The 17577-nt window shown below is 61.5% G+C and carries 10 protein-coding genes and 2 pseudogenes; 8 read left to right on the top strand and 4 right to left on the bottom strand.

All coding sequences use genetic code 11. The features are described from left to right. Positions 1–50: 50 nt before the first annotated feature. The gene (locus I7X12_RS12640) at positions 51–2396 is read left to right on the top strand and encodes a glycoside hydrolase family 95 protein (protein ID WP_198060436.1); all 2346 of its coding nucleotides are present in this window, start codon (positions 51–53) and stop codon (positions 2394–2396) included. Between the two features lie 190 nt (positions 2397–2586). On the opposite strand, the pseudogene I7X12_RS12645 reads toward I7X12_RS12640, so the two are convergent. Then, positions 2587–3586, bottom strand: a pseudogene (locus I7X12_RS12645) (IS630 family transposase). A gap of 82 nt (positions 3587–3668) precedes the next feature. On the opposite strand from I7X12_RS12645, the pseudogene I7X12_RS12650 reads away from it, so the two are divergent. The 5 genes and pseudogenes from I7X12_RS12650 to I7X12_RS12670 form a co-directional block, all read left to right on the top strand. Next, positions 3669–4206 (top strand): annotated as a pseudogene (locus I7X12_RS12650) (transposase); the annotation flags it as partial. A gap of 148 nt (positions 4207–4354) precedes the next feature. Next, a complete protein-coding gene (locus I7X12_RS12655; RefSeq protein ID WP_198060437.1) occupies positions 4355–5716 on the top strand; it encodes an ABC transporter substrate-binding protein in 1362 nt (453 codons plus the stop codon). A 46-nt stretch (positions 5717–5762) separates the two neighbouring features. Continuing rightward, complete coding sequence (locus I7X12_RS12660) at positions 5763–6683, top strand: carbohydrate ABC transporter permease (RefSeq protein WP_198060438.1); 921 nt, start codon at positions 5763–5765, stop codon at positions 6681–6683. After that, positions 6680–7552 (top strand): carbohydrate ABC transporter permease, encoded by an 873-nt coding sequence (locus I7X12_RS12665; protein ID WP_198060439.1) that lies wholly within the window; start codon positions 6680–6682, stop codon positions 7550–7552. The genes I7X12_RS12660 and I7X12_RS12665 overlap by 4 nt, the downstream gene beginning before the upstream one ends. A 1-nt stretch (position 7553) precedes the next feature. Next, a complete protein-coding gene (locus I7X12_RS12670; RefSeq protein ID WP_198060440.1) occupies positions 7554–8642 on the top strand; it encodes an ABC transporter ATP-binding protein in 1089 nt (362 codons plus the stop codon). A gap of 67 nt (positions 8643–8709) precedes the next feature. Here the strand turns inward: I7X12_RS12670 and I7X12_RS12675 are convergent, their stop codons facing one another. The 3 genes from I7X12_RS12675 to I7X12_RS12685 form a co-directional block, all read right to left on the bottom strand. Next, positions 8710–9726: an aldo/keto reductase gene (locus I7X12_RS12675; protein ID WP_198060441.1), complete on the bottom strand. Its 1017-nt coding sequence runs from the start codon at positions 9724–9726 to the stop codon at positions 8710–8712. Positions 9727–9837: 111 nt separating this feature from the next. After that, on the bottom strand, positions 9838–11790 hold the full coding sequence (locus I7X12_RS12680) for a glycoside hydrolase family 127 protein (RefSeq protein ID WP_198060442.1): 1953 nt from the start codon (positions 11788–11790) through the stop codon (positions 9838–9840). A gap of 108 nt (positions 11791–11898) precedes the next feature. Then, positions 11899–13857 carry a glycoside hydrolase family 127 protein gene (locus tag I7X12_RS12685; RefSeq protein WP_232342825.1) on the bottom strand — a complete coding sequence of 653 codons (1959 nt, stop codon included), beginning with the start codon at positions 13855–13857 and terminating at the stop codon, positions 11899–11901. 123 nt (positions 13858–13980) lie between these two features. On the opposite strand from I7X12_RS12685, the gene I7X12_RS12690 reads away from it, so the two are divergent. Together I7X12_RS12690 and I7X12_RS12695 are read left to right on the top strand one after the other, a co-directional pair. After that, positions 13981–15933, top strand: coding sequence for a glycoside hydrolase family 127 protein (locus I7X12_RS12690; RefSeq protein WP_232342826.1), 1953 nt, complete (start codon positions 13981–13983; stop codon positions 15931–15933). Between the two features lie 109 nt (positions 15934–16042). Beyond that, positions 16043–16858, top strand: coding sequence for an aldo/keto reductase (locus tag I7X12_RS12695; protein WP_198060443.1), 816 nt, complete (start codon positions 16043–16045; stop codon positions 16856–16858). The last annotated feature ends 719 nt before the right edge of the window (positions 16859–17577 follow it).

Consider the following 17577-nt stretch of genomic DNA (forward strand, 5'->3'; position numbering starts at 1 on the left):
AATCCTGCTGGTGACCCCAGTTTTAACCTGCGAGTCCGCGATCTGCAACCATGCCCCGCCCCTTCGACGCACGGACTACGACGTGGTACGACTCGCCGGCGACGGAGTGGCTGGAAGCGCTCCCCGTCGGCAACGGCCGCCTCGGCGCGATGGCCTACGGAGACCCCGGCGTCGACCGAGTCCAGTTCAACGCCGACACGCTGTGGGCGGGCGGTCACGAAGAGCGAACGAACCCGGTCGCACGAGAGCATCTCGAAGAGATGCGGAGGCTTCTCTTCGACGGCGACGTCGAACGGGCGCAGGCGCTCGCCGAGGAGAAACTGATGGGCGACCCGATCCGCCTGCGTCCCTACCAGCCCTTCGGCGACCTCGCTCTGGACGTGGGCCACGACGACGTGACCGACTACCGACGCGAACTCGACCTGTCGGCCGGCCTCGTGCGCGTCCGCTACGACCACGAGGGGACGACCTACACTCGCGAGTACTTCGCCTCGGCCCCGGACGACGCCATCGTGGTCCGACTCGCCGCCGACGGGCCGGACACGGTAGACGCGACGGTCGGGCTCCATCGCGAGCAGGGCGCACAGGCGGCCGCCCGCGACGACACACTCCACCTCCGGGGCTCGGTCACCGATCCGCCGGCCGACGATCGCGGTGCGGGCGGCTGGGGGATGCGCTTCGAAGCCCAGGCCCGCGTCGAGACGCCCGCTGGAACGATCGAACGGGTGACTGACGCGGACGCACCGGCTGGGTCAGATGCCGGCCTCGCCGTCACGGGCGCCGACGAGGTGACGGTGGTGGTGACCGGCTTCACGAGCCACGAGGCCGAGGAACCGACCGCCGCCTGCGAGGACGTGCTGGCCACCCTGTCGGGCCGGCCCTACGACGACCTGCGGCGGGCGCACGTCGCCGACCACCGCTCGCTGTTCGACCGCGTGGAACTGAACCTGGGCGAGCCCGTCGACCGGCCGACCGACGAGCGCCTCGACCGAATGGCCGAGGGTGCTGCGGATCCACACCTCGTGGCGCTGTACGTCCAGTTCGGGCGCTATCTCCTGCTGGCGAGCTCACGGCCCGGGACCGAGCCCGCGACCCTCCAGGGCGTCTGGAACCAGGAGTTCGACCCGCCCTGGAACAGCGGCTACACGCTGAACGTCAACCTGGAGATGAACTACTGGCCGGCGCTGCAGGCGAACCTCGCGGAGTGTGCAACGCCGCTGTACGACTTCGTCGACGAGTTGCGCGGCCCCGGCCGGCGCGCTGCCGAGGCCCACTACGGCTGTGACGGCGTCGCCGTCCACCACAACTCGGATCTCTGGCGGAGCGTGGCACCGGTCGACGGCGCACGGTGGGGACTCTGGCCGATGGGGGCGGCGTGGCTCTCCCGGCTGGTCTGGGACCACTACGCCTTCACCCGCGACGAGCAGTTCCTCCGCGAGACGGCATATCCCATCCTCCGGGACGCGGCAGCGTTCCTCCTCGATTTCCTCGTCGAACACCCCGAGGACGACTGGCTGGTGACCGCGCCGTCGATCTCCCCCGAGAACACCTACGTCACCGACGACGGCCAGGAAGCCGCCGTCACCTACGCGCCGACGATGGACGTACAGCTCACTCGTGACTGCTTCGACCACTGCGTCGCCGCCGCGGAGACGCTCGATATCACGGGGGAGTTCCACCAGGAGCTGGTCGCCGCGGCCGAGCGCCTCCCCCCGATGCAAGTGGGCGAGCACGGCCAGCTACAGGAGTGGATCGAGGACTACGACGAGGCCGACCCGGGCCATCGCCACATCTCCCATCTCTACGGCGCCCATCCGAGCGACCAGATCACGCCCCGGGAGACGCCGGATCTGGCCGACGCGGTCCGGACGTCGCTGGAGCGACGACTCGAACACGGTGGCGGCCACACTGGCTGGAGCGCCGCGTGGCTGGTCAACCAGTTCGCCCGCCTGGAAGACGGCGAACGGGCCCACGAGTGGGTCGAGACGTTGCTCACGGACTCCACGGCGCCGAACCTGTTCGACCTCCATCCACCCTTCCAGATCGACGGGAACTTCGGCGCCACCGCGGGCGTCGTCGAGATGCTACTGGGCAGTCACGGCGAGGCGCTCCGCCTCCTCCCGGCGCTCCCCGAGGCGTGGGCCGAGGGGTCGGTCTCGGGGCTGCGTGCGCGGGGCGATTTCGAAGTCGACGTCGAGTGGTCGGCCGGGACGCTGGACGGCGCGACCATCGAGTCGGGCTCCGGAGAACGCTGTCGGGTGCGGGCGACGCCCGACCTCGCAGTCGAGACGGTCGACGGTGAGTCGGTGGACGCCCACGCCGACGATGGCGCGGTGGTCTTCGAGACGAGAGCGGGTGAGCGGTACCGCGTCACCGCCGTGTCCAGCCCGTCTTGACTCCGACGCCGCTCCGATCGAAGGCCTCACCGACGGTCCGAGAAGCGACGCCTCCGTATCCTCGCAGCAACCGCTGACCGAATCGCAGGACAGACGCACCGGACCGTCCGGCCGAGGCACTGCTGGCCCTCTCGTGACGTACACCGTCATCGCGCTCGAGACGGCACTGCGCAAGACAGACCGGTTAGCGTTAGAAATAATCACTCGATTTTCGAAACGGCAGCTGGTCGAGAGCGGGATCGATCGCGATGATCAGTTACTCGAGCGAGTCGAAAAATCGGTTGCTAAGTGCGTCTCGGAGCTGCCGACAGCACTCTGCGACGGGATCGAGCTCCGCCGAATACGCGGGCAACGTGACGAAGACGAGGTCGCCACGGCCCGTCAGGTCCGTGACGGCCGACGCCTGGACGTACGGCGCACCATCCGGCACGACGATCTGATAGTATTCGAATTCTTTGTATACGTCGAAAATTATACTTTTGTGCGATCGGCGGTGACGTACTCGATGAACGGTGAGAAACAGCAGTCGCTCTCTTCGGCGATCACGCCGAGGAGACACGTCCAGTCGCGCTGGCCGGACAGTTCGATGGCCGGCCGCGTGGCGTGCGGAAACCACGTGACACGCAGCTCGGCCCGGACAGAGTTCTTCGTTCGATCGATGCGGACTACTGTGGGGTCCATCTCCGCTCGCTTCGTTCGATCTGGTCGTCGAACTCCTCTCGATCGGTGCCTTCGACTCCGGCGGCCGACCGATAAGGTTTCTGATAACTCAGCCCAGCTTCTTTCAGCAGCCGCCGGCAACTCGGACGCGAGTACTCGACGCCGTAGGTGTCTTCGAGAAATTCCCGGACGAGCGCCGGCGTCCACGCCGGCGCGTCGATCCCGACTTCTTCGGGCGGTTCGTGAACCGTACGTTCGAACTCTTCTTGCTGTGATTCCGAAAGCTTTCGTTTTCTTCCGGATCGAGGAGCATCAGAGACAACTTGCTCGAGCGGCTCGTCCGTGTCGAATCGCATCAGCCAACTGTAGATCGTTCGTCGCCCGGTGTCGTGCCACTCGGCAAGCTCAGTTTGTGTTACACCGTTCTTGTACGCGATCGCCGCTAACAACCGCTGTGTCGGCTTGTTCTTCTCGACGGTGTCGAGGGCGTCCTGGAGGTCTTCGACGGAGATTTCGTCGAGGTGGTCCATCGACTAGACCTACAATTTACGAGCGGAAAGTTCTAACGGATACTATAATAAAGTGGTTCAACAGGTCAAGATGGTACTCTGACGAGTGTTGCTACGCTGCTCGGCGCAGCTGCACGACCCGAGCGGTCACACCGCTATCGATGCGACGCTTTTCCACCGAGAAAACGCTAGCAAACACTGCTGTCGCCGAACGAATTACCGGGCTCAGACGCTCAAAACAACCTCACTCGTCGACACAGAAGATCGCGCCACTCTGGAATTCACTGTACGACCGAGAAACGCCACGACACACAGCTCGGTCGGCCAGCAGAGCTGCACAAAGGCTACGAACGAAGTGATCTGGAGGAAAACTTCGTGATGAGGGCGTAAGACCGTTGATCAAACACCGCGAGTTCCAGCCCAGCGATCACGCACACAACGCGCGGACCGATGGGCCTCACTACCGCTCACGAGCGACGTGTGAGAGCATCTTCTCGACCATCGAGCGCACGCTCGGCGACATCGTGCATGCGCGAACTCGGTACGGTCAATTCCGCGAAACCGTTCTGATCTGTATCGTTCACAACATCAAGTGGTCTCCGACATCCTGCTCACTCTGGCGATTCACCGAGTCCTACTGAACCGTAGGCAATCGTTCGTTGGAGGGCGTTGCCATGACATATCTCGCTCGTCAGGGACCTCGGATCCGAACGGCCCAGCCATCTAATTCTTTATTCATGATTGCTATCGTTAGTAAAGATTAAGTGTGAGTGTTTGTGATTAACATTGATGCGAGAAATTGACCGCAGGCGATTACTGCAAGCCATAGGTGCGTCGGGCGCTATCGGACTGGCCGGCTGCTCCGGGAACGGAGACAGTACAGACAGCGAGGATGGTGGATCGGACGGTAGTGACGGTTCAGACGGAGACGGCGGCAGCATGGACGGTGGTGACGGTGGCAGTGGAGGCCAGGAAACAGCGGAGATCACGTACCGTGACCGATCCGGCGGGTCTGACCCTTCGATCTACGCTGATGTGTTCAACGAGTCTCAGGAAGGGATTCAGGTCAACCCAAGCATGAAGCCCGTCGAGGAGAAGTACCGGGCACTCATCGCGCAAATTAGCGCCGGCAACGCCCCGGATGTGCTGGGTCTTGACGTGGTGTATCTTCCCCGGTTCGTCCAACTCGGTGCGCTGGACGAAATCAACGACTTCTACGAGAGTCGTGACTACACGGACGAGATCTTCCAACCGTTGCGTGAGGATTTCATCCAGTGGGACGGCGACTACTACGCAATGCCGTTCTGGATCGACCTGAGCGCGTACTATTACAACAAGCTCCACTACGAGGAGGCTGGACTTGACCCGGAGAACCCACCGGAGACGTTCCAGGAGTTCCTCGATGCATGTGAGGCGCTCCAGCAAGCCGGCTACGACACGCCTCTGTCGAACACTCTCGGGTTCGTTGGTCTGGAGAGCTTCTTTTACCTGCCCCACGTCTGGGCGGGAGGCGGAGAGTTCCTCAACGAGGACCAAACGGAGTGTCTGATCGACGAACAACCGGCAGTTGACGCATTGGAGTTCTTCCTCGAACTACAGGAGAACGACTACTCCACCGACCAGACCTCGACAGAGAGCTTCACTTACGGCGCGTTCGCCGCCGAAGAGACGTCGATGATGTATGGCGGCGGAACGGGTGTCGGCGCTGTCAAGAACCAGAACGAGGAACTGTTCAACAACATGGGAACCGCGATGTTCCCCAAGCCTGAAGGTGGCGAACGGTCCAGTTTCCTCGGCGGTGACAGCATCTCGGTTTCGACCCAGACGAGCGACGCAAAACGTGAGGCCTCACTGGAGTTCATCGACTGGGTGAACAGTGAAGAAGGTATGCGCGTAACAGTTGAAGACCTCGGCTACCTTCCCGCACGACGCTCTGGCTTCGAAACCGAATACGTGGCGGAACGGCAGGATATTTTCGCCGCGTTCGAACAAGCGATGGAACAGGGCCACGCCCCGCCCATGCATCCGAACTTCCTCGAGATGCAGGGACCGCTCAACAACGCCATCTCCCGAGTCCTCCTCGGTGAACAGGATCCCCAGCCAGCTCTGACACAGGCTGCGAACTCCATAAACAGCGTCCTGCAGTCCTAGCAGGGCGTTTCGTTTCATTCTCACACACATGAGTTCACGCAATACGTTGGCAGATAGGATAGATCGGCGCCTGCCGGACCGATTCTCGTCGTCAACCACAACCGGCGGGATCAACTGGACGCCGTACCTGTACCTGCTCCCCGCGCTGGTACTGTACGCCGTCGTTCTCGTCTACCCATTCGTCGACACATTCCTCCTGAGCTTCCAGCAGGTTACGACGCTAGGTGGCGAACGCGAATGGGTCGGCCTCTCGAACTACGAAGCGATCCTCTCCGATCCGATCTTCTGGCGTGCCGGCTTCAACACCCTCGTATTCAGCATCGGCATGGTGTTCGTCCCGCTGGTGCTGGGGCTCTTCCTAGCGATCCTCATCGACACCGGGATCTCGGGGACGAGTACGTTTCGATCGCTGATCTTCGTGCCAGTGATCGTCCCGCTCGTCGTCGCTGGAATCGTCTTCGGCTGGCTTCTCGGATCGAACGGTCTCATCAACTCGGTGCTTGTCGGGGCCGGCATCATCGACGAGCCGATGCGGTTTCTCAATTCCACGACCTGGTCGCTCCCCAGCGTCCTGTTGATGGTGATCTGGAAGCGGACAGGGTACTACCTAGTTATCCTGCTCGCCGGTCTCCAGGGGATCCCCGACAGCGTCTATGAGGCCGCACAGATCGCAGGCAAGAGCCGATTCGAGACGTTCCGAAACATCACACTTCCACTGTTGAAGCCCGCGATCCTCGTGACGGTCATTATCGGAATCATCGACTCGGTCAAAGCGTTCGCGCACGTCTACGTGATGACCGGTGGCGGCCCTTCCCACTCAAGTGAGATCCTGGCGACATACTTCTACAAGATCGCCTTCCGCTTTTTCCAGTTCGGAGAGGGCGCAGCATATGGGTTCATCTTGTTCGCCATCGCGCTGACACTGTCGCTTCTCGTCATCCGGGTCTCCGGAGGGTCTGAGATATGAGCGTCTCCAACAGAGTCCGCAACGCTATCGCTGGCGGCGACGATGTGAACACGATCACCCGAGTGGGGACGATCGGCGCGCTCCTACTCGCGTCGGCGATGGTAGCTCTCCCACTGTACTGGATGGTTGCCACTTCGCTCAAGACCGCGACGCAGATCAGTGCCTACCCGCCACACCTCGTCCCGCCGACTCCGACGGTAGCGCCGTACTTCGAAGCGCTGCAGACCGGTCCCTGGGTCCAGTGGTTCCTCAACACCGTAATTATCAGCGCTGGGTCAACTGTGTTCGTCCTCGCATTCGCGACGCCAGCGGCGTATGTCCTAGCACGGCGAGACTTCCCCGGGGCAAAACCGTTCTACGTCATGTTCATCGGGATCTTGATGATCCCGGCGCAGATTCTCCTGATCCCGATGTACACGCTGTTCGCCCGGTTCGGCTTGATCAACACCCGTCTCGGACTGATCATCGCCTACAGCGCCTTCTTCCTCGGGTTCTGCGTCTTCCTACTGCATAGCTTCTTCACCAATCTCCCCGACAACGTCGAAGACGCGGCACACATCGGCGGCGTCCCTGAGTGGCGGACCTTCCTACGCGTGATCCTGCCGATGGCGAAGCCCGGGATCGCGACGGCTGCGATCTTCGTATTCGTGTTCACGTGGAACGAGTTCCTCTTTGCACTGACGTTCCTGCAGACCGAGGAACTGTACACAATTAGCGTCGGTCTCCAGCAATTTCAGGGACTGCGGGGCACCGTCGTATACAACCAACTCTTCGCCATGAGTACGCTGGCGACCCTGCCAATCGTGATCCTGTTCGCGTTCTTCTCCGAACAGTTCATCAAAGGAATGGCTGGCCTAAACCTCAAATAACATGAAACTAGAAATCGAGAACCTCACGAAAGAATTCGGCGACCTCGTCGCTGTCGACGACGTATCGATGACGATCGAAGATGGGGAGTTCGTTACCTTCGTCGGGCCGAGCGGCTGTGGGAAAACAACTACCCTACGATGTGTCGCTGGTCTCGAGACACCCAGCTCGGGCACGATCCGCATCGGCGGCACCGACATGACCGCAGCGAACCCCAAAGAGCGGGGCACGGCGTTCGTCTTCCAAGATTACGCACTGTACCCACATATGACCGCGCGGCGCAACATGTCGTTCGCGCTGGAGAGCACCGATATGGATAGCGAGGCGATCCGCGAATCCGTCGAGACCACCGCTGAGATGCTGGGTATCCGCGAGCATCTAGATCAGACGCCTGGTGAACTCTCGGGCGGCCAGCAACAGCGCGTCGCGCTCGGGCGTAGCATCGTCCGCGACCCGAAGATCTTCCTGCTCGACGAACCCCTGTCGAATCTCGACGCCAAGCTTCGAGTCCAGATGCGCGCCGAACTCCAGCAGTTGCATCGCGAGATCCAGTCGACGACCATCTACGTAACCCACGACCAGGAGGAGGCGATGACGATGAGCGACCGGGTCGCCATTCTCGACGGCGGCAAGCTCCAACAGATCGCACCACCGTCTGTCGTCTACTCCCAACCCGCCAATGAGTTCGTCGCTGGATTCATCGGTAGCCCCTCGATGAACTTCCTCGACTGTACGGTTTCCAGCGGAGCCGTCGAGACGACCGCGTTTTCTCTCGATGCTCCCGCTGGGTCGGAAGACGCCGTGACTCTCGGCATCCGACCAGAGAACATCACGCTCGATCACGTCGGTGGCGACGGTGACACCGAAGCGACCGTCGCAGTGTTCGAGCAGGTTGGGTCGTTCAACATCGTCTATCTCGACATCGACGGTCTGGACGACGTCGTGGCACAGGTCCCCGGCGCCAAACAGTTCGAGGCCGGCGACCGTGTCTCGGTCACTATCGATACGGATCGCATCCATCTGTTCGCTGAGGACGGCGAGACGGTTCACAACCCACCGGTGTTCACGAAAGAACCGGCAGCAGCCGAGTAACGGTCGAAGACGACCGACGACCAGCGACGTACACTGCCGGTCGATCGGTCATCTCTTTTCCGTTCGGTCAGGTATCGACGGCAGTATCGATACGGTCGAAGTGACTCTCGGATAGTGAGACATCGACAGCACCGAAGTTCTCGTCCAGTTGCTCGACAGTCCGAGCGCCGACGATCGGAACACAAGTAAATCGGTCGTGGTCCATCAGCCAGCGCAGTGATACCTGCGCGGCTGTCGCGTCGACCTCGTCTGCCACCTCACGAACCGTCTTAAGAACATTCCACGCGGCGTCAGCCACGTAATCGGACGCGAACGCTCGGTCGATCTCGGCCCGCGACCCATCCGGAGCCCGAATCTCGCCGTCCACACGCTCGTACTTGCCGGTCAGGAACCCTCCGTGCAGCGGCGAGTACGGACAGACAGCCAGATTCTGATCCTCACAGACGTCTAGGTACTCCTCGATCGGTTCTTTATGCTCGGGTGGCTGGTCGAGGTCGTCGACGATCGGCCCCCGGTAGACTGCTGAATACTCAGGCTGGGTAACGGTGAATGCCTCGTAGTTGTTCACATCAGCTTTCCAGAGCCCTTTCGTGAGCTCCCAAGCATCGCAGGTCGAGATGCCGACGTAGTGGACTCTCCCTTCGCTCACGAGGTCGTCGACGGCCCGCAACGTCTGCTCGATGGGTGTCCGGTCGTCGAAGCGATGCAAGTAGAGGATGTCCAAATAGTCCGTCCCCAACCGATCAAGGGATCCGTCGACCTCCGCTTTGACGTCCTTTTTCGAGAGGTTCTCCTGGAAGCGAGAGACGGTCGACCAGAAGCACTTCGAAGCGATGACGTAGTCTTCGCGGTCGCGCTCTGCGAGCCACTCGCCAATCCACCGTTCGGAGTCACCTCCTCCGTAGCTGTTCGCCGTGTCGATGAAGTTGCCACCCCGTTCAGCGACGGCATCGAGCAGTTCGTGAGCTTCTTCGCGATCGGTCTCGATAACGCCGCTATCTTCGTGTTCAAGGCCAAAGCGCCACGTCCCGAAGCAGATCGGCGAGACTTCCAGCCCAGTTTGACCGAGTCTGACGTACTCCATACCAGATTCTATGTTGACTCCCTATATCAACACGGCGTCTCTCGGCGAGACTCACCGGAGCTTGCGAGGACCGTCGCCTCAGATAGGAGCGGTCTCCGGCTGAAGGAGGGGTTAGGACGCCGGTATCCAGACTGTCATCGACCCAGAGTCGCGGTTATCCCAGGCGTAGTAGGGGACCGCGACGACGTCGACGGGTGCCCGTTCGACGGCGCTTATCGAGCGATATAGCGACCCCGACCACGCGTCAAGGTCGGCCGCGGTGCCGGTCCCTTCCAACGCGGTCACACCACCGAGTCGGTCTGGGTCGTGGACTGGCTCGAACAGTTCGGGGTGGGACACAGTGATCGATTCGACGGGGACGGACTGGTCGGCATCCTCGATGCAGTAGACCAGTGGTCCGCGATAGAGGGCCATGCGGCCGGCGTCGGCACGGACACGTGGGTCCGCTCTGAGCGCCTCGACCGGCATCTCGAACGAGAGGGTTACCTCGTCACCCGCCACCCACTCGCGTTCGACAGCGGTATACTCGTCCCTCGGTGCGACCGCGCTGGATTCGCCGTTGACGGTCAACGTCGCATTCTCGGCCCACTCCGGAACCCGGATCCGAAGGGTGAATGAGGCTGGATCATCGTGGGTGAACTCGACGGTCGTCTCGCCGTCCCATGGGTAGTCTGTGGACTGGGTGAATGATACTTGGTCGCCGCCGAGGTTGGTTTCAACTGTGCTACCGATGAACTGGTTCACATACAGCGCCTCTCCGTCGGTACCCCGGGCGTAGACATACCGTTCGAGCGACGCCAACAGTCGTGCGGTGTTGGGTGGACAGCAGGCCACGTAGAACCACTCTTTGCGGTGGTGGTCGCCATTAGTTTCCAAGGGATTTACGTAAAAAAACTGGTCGCCGTTCGCTGAAACACCGGCGAGGAAGCCGTTGTACAGCGTCCGTTCGACCAGATCCGCGAATTTACGGTCGCCAGTGAGTTCGAACAGTCGCCGGTTCCAGAAGACGCTCCCGATGGCGGCACAGGTCTCTGCGTACGCGGTGTCGTTCGGGAGGTCGTAGTCCTCGGTAAATCCCTCGTGTTCGTGTTCCGACCCGATACCCCCGGTAACGTACATCCGGTGCTCGGTCATGTTCTCCCAGAGACGCTGCATCGCGGCCCACAGTTCCTCATCTTCGACCTCCTGCAGTAGCGAGGTGACACCTGTATACCCGTATGTCGCGCGGACGGCGTGTCCCTCGACGGTCTCCTGCTCTCGGTAGGGTAGGTGGTCTTGGGCGTAGCTGCCGTCGTACTCGCCATTATCATCCAGGAAGTGGTTTCGCGCTCCCTCCGCGGCCCGGCGCCCGTGGTGGACGAAGTCGGCGCCACCGGTCCCGTCGATATTCGCGAGTTCGGCGGCCAATGGCGAAGAGGCCTGCCCGCGGGCGTCGATGAAATACTGTGCGAGGTCGAGGTAGCGGTCCTCGTCGGTCACTCGGTAGAGTTTGACCAGCGCGAGTTCGATCTCCTCGTGACCTGCTACGCCGTTGTGACCGTTTGGGCCGAACACGTTATCGACGTGGTCGGCAAAGTCGACGGCCACGTCGAGCAGCGTCTCCTCGTCGGTGGCCTCGTAGTGCGCCACCGCCGCCTCGATCAGGTGCCCCGCACAGTACAGCTCGTGCATGAAGCTCAGGTTCGTCCACCGTTCTTCGGGCTCGACGAGTTGGAAGTACGTGTGGAGATAGCCATCATCAGCCTGCGCGTTCGCAACGAGGTCGACCACTTCATCAACTCGATCGCGCAGGTCGGGGTCATCGTGATTCGCGAGCACGTAACTGGCTGCTTCGAGCCATTTGTAGGCATCCGAGTCGATGAACATTGGCCCCTCAAAGCCATCCCACTCGCCTGCTGCGACCCGACGGAAGTTCGACAGACAGCCGTTTGCTTCGAGCTGGTCGTACTGGTGTGCAACCGTCACATCCCGGTTGGTCTCGACACGTGGGCTCCAGAACGAGTCTTCAATACTGACATCCGTGATCGGTAGCGACTCGGCTTGCGCTCGGTTTCCTGCCGGCATACCCTATCCTCGAGAGCGAACGGCTAATAGCTTCGGTACCGGCAGGCGGACCGATACGGGCGGTGAACACATCCTAATGGCCGACACCGATTTCGTCATCGGCGTCAGTCAGAGCTGCGACGACTCCGCATCGACCCAAACGCGCATTTCGTCTTCGCCGCGATTGGCCCACCCGTAGTAGGGAATGGCGCGGACGGTCGTCGTTTCGACTGTCGTCTCGCTATCGGGCTGATAGAGTGGTCCGCCCGCCCAGCAGGATTCCTCGGGGACGAGCGCATCGAGGTCGAGCGTGGTGACCCCGTCGAGCAGTTCGTGGTCGTGGTCGACGACGGTGTCCCCGTCCGGCAGGAGCCGGAGCTGATGGAGTGGACGTGGACTGTCCTGGCCCTCCAGACAGTAGACGACCGGGCCCCGTTGGACGGCAACTGCGCCACTCGCCGATCGGACGTTCGGGTTGGCGCGAACGAACGTGACGGGGAACGATCCCTCGAAGACGATCTTGTCGCCGGCCGTCCACTCGCGCTCGACGTGGAGAAACTCACCGGGCGTGGCTTCCGTCTCCTCGCCGGCGACGGTTACCGAAACGTCAGTACACCACTCCGGGATGCGGAGCGCGAGCTCGAACGTCGCGGGTTGAGCAGGTGTCACCGTCAGACACGACTCGGCATCCCACGGAAACGACGACTCCTGTTCGACCGTCACGGTCGTATCGTCGACCACGACCGTCGCCTCGCTTCCGATGTGGTGGTTCACGTACAGCGACGAGTCATCCGACGCGTACACCTGTGTCGCAAGTGAGGCCAATAGCCGCGGAACGTTCGTCGGACAGCAGGCTGTCTGGAACCAGCCCTGTCGCTGGGCTGCGAACCGGTTCGGATCTTCATCGTGCAGTGGGTGTCCTTCCGGCCCCATCTCGTGGGGGTTCGCATAGAAAAATCGGGTCCCGTCGAGTGAGAGTCCCGCTAGCAGAGCGTTGTAGAGCGTCCGTGACTGGAGGTCGGCGTACTTCGCCTCGCGGGTCAACTGGAGGAGCCGCCGATTCCAGATGATACTGCCAAGCGCCGCGCACGTTTCGGCGTACGACGTCTCATTCGGGAGGTCGTAATCTCCAGTGAAACGTTCGCCTTCGTGAGAGGACCCGATCCCGCCGGTGACGTACATTCGACGCTCGGTCATGTTCTCCCACAGCCGCTCAAGCACCGCGACCAGTTCGTCGTCGCCAGTCTCTATCGCCACATCGCCCGCACCTGTGTACAGATACATCGCACGGACGGCGTGCCCCTCAACGGTCTCTTGTTCGCGCAACGGCGCGTGATCTTGGAAGTACCGTCCATCGTACTCACCGTCCTCGACGACGTGGTCGTAAGCGTCCCCAGCTATCTCTTCGGGGTGAAACGCCTCGTATTTCAACCGCGAGTCCGGATCGCCGCGGTGATCGACGAAGTGCTCTGCGAGATCAAGATATCGCTGCTCGCCGGTCTCCCGATAGAGTTTGACCAGCGCGAGTTCGATCCCTTCGTGACCTGGCACACCGCGGTAACCGTCCGGCCCGAACCGCTCGTCGATATGGTCGGCCAACGCCGTCGCTACCTTCACGAGGCTGTCTTCGCCTGTTGCTTCGGAGTGTGCGATCGCTGCCTCGAACAAATGTCCGGCGCAGTATAGCTCGTGGAGCACGTGGAGGTTCGTCCACTTCTGCTCCGGTTCGACGAGCTGGAAGTACGTGTTCAAGTAGCCATCCGCCTCTTGGGCGCTAGCTATCAGTGAGACCAGTTCGTCGACGCGTTCACGTAGGTCTGCGTCCGAATCGGTCGTTAGGAAGTAGCAGGCTCCCTCGAGCCATTTGTAGACGTCCGAATCGTTGTAGAACCGTCCCTGAAAATCTCCGTCCGCTTCGCCGGCCGCGATCCGGAAGTTCTCAATGCGGCCTGATTCGACTAGGCGGTCGTAGACGAAGTCGATCGTTGAGTCTCGGACCGTCTGAATCCGGGGCGTCCAAAAGTCGTCGTCGATGCTCGCGTCGGTAAGACTCACTGGCTTCAGCGGCTGGCAACTGTCGTAAGTCACGTTTGAAACTGCTCATGCTGTTATAAAAATCTATGTTTCTGCCTGGTATCGGGCGGTGGTGTAGCCGGACCGACAGGTGTTGATGACGGCGGCCTGTGAGAGTAGCCCCATACGTTTATTCCTATGCCTGCGCAAGTCGAGATCGGTATCATGACCGGCGCGCAGTACTCCGTAGCCATCGGCGAAGTCGAGATCGACGACGAGTTTTGGTCTCCGTGGGTCACCCGTAACCGCGACGTGACCATCGAGTACCAGTACGAGCAACTCGAGGAGTCAGGGACTCTAGAGAACTTCCGGCGAGCTATCGACGGGAAAGAGGGCGGCTTCCAGGGGATGTGGTTCCAGGACAGTGACGCCTACAAATGGATCGAGGCGGCGAGCTATGAACTCACGAAAGGGGACGACCCCGACCTACGTGAGCGAGTTGACGAAGTAATCGGTCTCGTCGCGGATGCGCAGGAACCCGATGGGTACGTAAATACATATTTCCAGCTCGTCGAGCCGGAAAAGAAGTGGACCAACCTCCACATGCTCCACGAACTGTACTGCGCGGGCCACCTGATCGAGGCAGCGGTGGCGCACTACGAGGCCACCGACGAGACGACGCTGCTCGACGTGGCCGTCGACTTTGCCGACCACGTCGACGACGTGTTCGGCGACGAGATCGATGGCGTTCCCGGCCACGAGGAGATCGAACTCGCGCTGGTCAAACTCTACCGAGTGACCGACGAGGACCGCTACCTCGACCTCGCACAGTACTTCGTGGATCTGCGAGGCCACGACGACCGGCTGGAGTGGGAACTGGCTCACCTCTCTGAGATCGCTGGTGACGAGTTCAGCTCCGACGACTGGGAGGGGTCGATACACGATGGGTCGAAGACCGTCTTTCTCGAAGAGGGAGAGTATGACGGCAGTTACGCCCAGGCACACGCACCAGTCCGCGACCAAGACGCGGCCGATGGCCACTCGGTCCGTGCAATGTACCTCTACGCTGCTATGACCGACTTAGTGGCCGAACGAGGCGACGACGAGTTGCGAGCGGCGCTCGACCGCCTCTGGGAGAACATGACGACCAAACAGATGTACGTTACCGGGGGTATCGGACCGGAACACGAACACGAGGGGTTTACCGAGGACTACGACCTCCCGAACGACACCGCGTACGCCGAGACCTGTGCCGCCATCGGGAGCGTCTTCTGGAACCAGCGACTGTTCGAGTTGACCCGCGAGGCGAAGTACGCAGACCTGATAGAGCGGACGCTGTACAATGGCTTCCTTGCTGGCGTTGGCCTCGACGGCAAACGCTTCTTCTACGTGAATCCGCTGGCCAGTTCGGGTAACCACCATCGGAAGGGCTGGTTCACCTGCGCCTGTTGTCCGCCCAACGCTGCCCGCCTGTTCGCTTCACTCGGGCAGTACCTGTATTCGACCAGCGGCGGCGAACTTTCGGTGAACCAGTACATCGGCAGCACACTGGAGACGACCGTCGACGGTATCGATGTGACGCTGGACCAGTCTAGTGCGATTCCGTGGGACGAGGGGGTCTCTGTCGTGATCGAGGCCAACGGGACCGTCCCTGTGAACTTTCGGGTTCCAGAGTGGTGCGCCGAGGCCACGGTCACTATCGACGGCGAACCGGTCGATCATGGTGAGAGCGACTACGTCCGTCTCGAACGAGCCTGGGACGGAGAACTTGTCGAACTCACCTTCGCTCAGGAGCCGACGGTTGTGGCCGCTCACCCGGATGTCGAGGCCGACGCGGGACGGGTCGCCGTCGAGCGTGGCCCACTCGTCTATACTGCCGAAGCCGTCGACAACGACCGGCCGCTCCACCAGTACAGAGTCCCCGACGATGCCGATGTCAAAGAGACCCACGACACAGCGTTGCTCAACGGTGTGACCGTCCTGTCGGTAGACGTCGCAGTCCCGTCACTCGACGGCTGGGACGGGGAACTTTACAGGCCCGCGACCGAAACCGACAACGAACCAAGTTCGCTGGAGCTGATTCCATACTACGCATGGGACAACCGCGAACCGGGCGACATGCAGGTGTGGCATCGCTCGGACAACGACTGAGTCTCGAGCAGTCCGCTCGCTGTTTCGACTGACGTGAACACAGCACTTACTTCGATACCACAGGCAGCTACCGTGTGGACTCGATACCGATTACGTAGATCCGCTGTACGTGCACGTCGACGACAGAGAGACATCGCTCGCGGAAACGATGGCCACCTTCGACCGACTCGTCGAGGCCGGGAAGGTCCGCCACGTCGGTGCAAGCAACTACGACGGCTGGTGGCTCGCTCGCGCCAACACGATCGCCGAAGAGCGGCATCTGACGAAATGTAGCTGTGTCCAGCCACGGCTCTCGTCTCTGCTCCCGCACCGCTACTCGGACTTCGATCGTCGGCGGCCGGCGACCGGCGAACTCGTCAGCTACTGCGACGACCACGACCTGACGATGCTCCCGTATTCCCCACTGTTGCCGGGCCGTTACGGCCGTGACGACCGCCCGGTTTCCGAGCGGTACGTCACGATGGAGACCCGTCCGAAGATGGAGGCTGTCCGGACCGTCGCCAACCGAACGGGTGTCTCCGGCAATCAGGTTGTCCTCGCCCGGATGGCTCGGCGTACCCCGACGACGATCCCCATCGTCGGCTGCAACACTGTCGATCAGCTTGAAGCGAACATCACTGCGCTCGATATCGAACTGACCGACGACGACTTCCAGCGGCTCGACAGCATCGAAACCCTGGGCGGCCTCCACCGACGGTACCGGAGCGAAGTTCGGATCGGACGGACTCGGGACCGTCGGTCGGCTCTTCCTCAGCGGTCCTCCAGGAATGCTGGGATTCCCAGCCAAGAATCGACGCCGCTCTCACGGTCGAGTAGGCTGACTCCTCGCCGGAGAGATCGCAGTCCTCAGGGAGAGCATCGTGACCCGCCTCGATCGCTGACGGCGTGTCGTGACCAAGGAAACCGTCTGCTGCAAAGGCGTTGAATACCTCGTGACCGTCGAAGGCGTGCCTCACTCGTTCGGCAGCCGCCTCACCCGCGAGCTCCGGGGTCTCGTAGCCGTTCCAGGGCCGAGGCGGGTGATCCTCGCCTACTGGAAGCGACTCCGGCAGTTCCGGTTCGGGCCAGTGGGTCCCCTAAACCGTCTCGCTGGACGCCTCGTCGACATCGGCCCCGGAGCGTCGGGCCGCCTCTAGCGCGTGGAACGTACTCGTGGCGTTGTTCTCGTAGACGTTGCCGCCGGAGTGGTCTTCTTGCCGAGGAACGTTACCGAAGTGACCGACGGGTTGGCGATCCGCTTCGCGGACTGTCTCCCAGGTAGCACCCTGGTCGGTTAGGTCCGGTGCTCGGAAGCTGATACCGTCGAAGTCTACCGATTCCGGGCGCGTCTGGTCGACTGCAACGACCTCGTACTCGGATCCGAGTCTTCGACTATCCAACTCCTCACACCACCGAGTGAACCAGTTACAACAACTGTCTCTGCCACAGTCACGCGACGTGTCTCGCCATCATAAGCGTCGGCCTCGGAATATGTACGCGAAGTAATCAAACGCCGCTGGAGTTCGCCACCCGGCGTCCAGTCGACAGACAGCACGAGTGGGGAAAAATTATAAATACTTGTTCTTTCATCCTTGGACTGCGGGACGTATCGAGTGGCTGAACGGCATGCCATGTTCCACGGTAATGGCCCGTGGGCTTGCCTCC

The organism is Halosimplex litoreum (genome assembly GCF_016065055.1).
In the GTDB taxonomy this organism is placed as follows: domain Archaea; phylum Halobacteriota; class Halobacteria; order Halobacteriales; family Haloarculaceae; genus Halosimplex; species Halosimplex litoreum.